At 62.3% G+C, this 909-nt stretch carries 1 protein-coding gene and 2 pseudogenes; all 3 read left to right on the forward strand.

What is annotated here, in order from left to right; genetic code table 11:
• Window positions 1-330: pseudogene (locus NKI06_RS30815) on the forward strand (hypothetical protein); the annotation flags it as partial.
• On the forward strand, window positions 327-719 hold the full coding sequence (locus tag NKI06_RS30820; protein ID WP_023702904.1) for a phage holin family protein: 393 nt from the start codon (window positions 327-329) through the stop codon (window positions 717-719). The pseudogene NKI06_RS30815 and the gene NKI06_RS30820, both read left to right, overlap by 4 nt.
• A pseudogene (locus NKI06_RS30825) lies at window positions 716-909 on the forward strand (hypothetical protein); the annotation flags it as partial. The gene NKI06_RS30820 and the pseudogene NKI06_RS30825, both read left to right, overlap by 4 nt.

Raw genomic sequence — 909 nt, forward strand, 5'->3', positions numbered from 1 at the left:
AACGCATCGAAGTTCGCTTTGGATGCTGCCAGTGGCCTTGAGCGGCTTTCATCGTCCTTGAAACAGAAGCCCTTTAGCCAAGTCCTTGATGACGTGCAGTCCTTCGGCCGCCAAAATCCCGGTGTCCTGCTTGCGGGATCGGTGTTAGCCGGATTGGCTCTCGGGCGGTTCATCAAGGCTTCTCCACCGGCAAGGCGCGAATCTCAGGCTGCTCCGGGAGACCTCGGATCACACACCGATCAGGCCCAGGGTTGGTCCGCTGATCGTTCGCAGGATTTTGGCCTCGTCGGTGATGACGGGGCCACGCAGAACGCGGAGCAGGACAGATGAACACCCAGGACAATCCCAGCCTTGCCGGGCTAGTCACCGATTTGGCCCAGAATGTCACCACTCTGGTGCAAACCGAGGCGAGGCTGTTTCGGGCCGAGCTCTCTGAAAAGCTTACCAAAGCCGGAGCAGGTGCCGCGGAAGTGCTGGGCGGCGCGATTTGCCTGCTCGCCGCGCTCTTGGTGTTGCTGCAGGCGCTCATTATCGCACTGACGCGGGCAGGGCTTGGCGCGGGGTGGTCTTCCCTGCTGGTCGGTGTCGTCGTGGCGGTCCTCGGCGTCATCCTGCTGCGGACGGGGACGGCCAGCATGGCGCCTTCGGAACTTACCCCCGACCGGACCCAGGGACAGCTCAAGCGCGACGCGAGCGCGATTAAGGAGCAGGTGAGATGAACGAGAAATCCGCAGCCGAACTTGAACGCGAGGCCGAGGCGGCTCGCGCTCGGGTGATGGAGACCGCCGAATCCATTCGAGGCAAGATGACGCCCGGACAATTGCTGGATGAGTTCACCGGGCTGTTCTCGGGAGGGGAGAGCGCGGCCATGCTCAGCAATCTCAGAACGCAGGTCCGAGACAATCCTTT

This window comes from Mesorhizobium sp. M0772 (assembly GCF_040320135.1).
Taxonomy (GTDB): Bacteria; Pseudomonadota; Alphaproteobacteria; order Rhizobiales; family Rhizobiaceae; genus Mesorhizobium.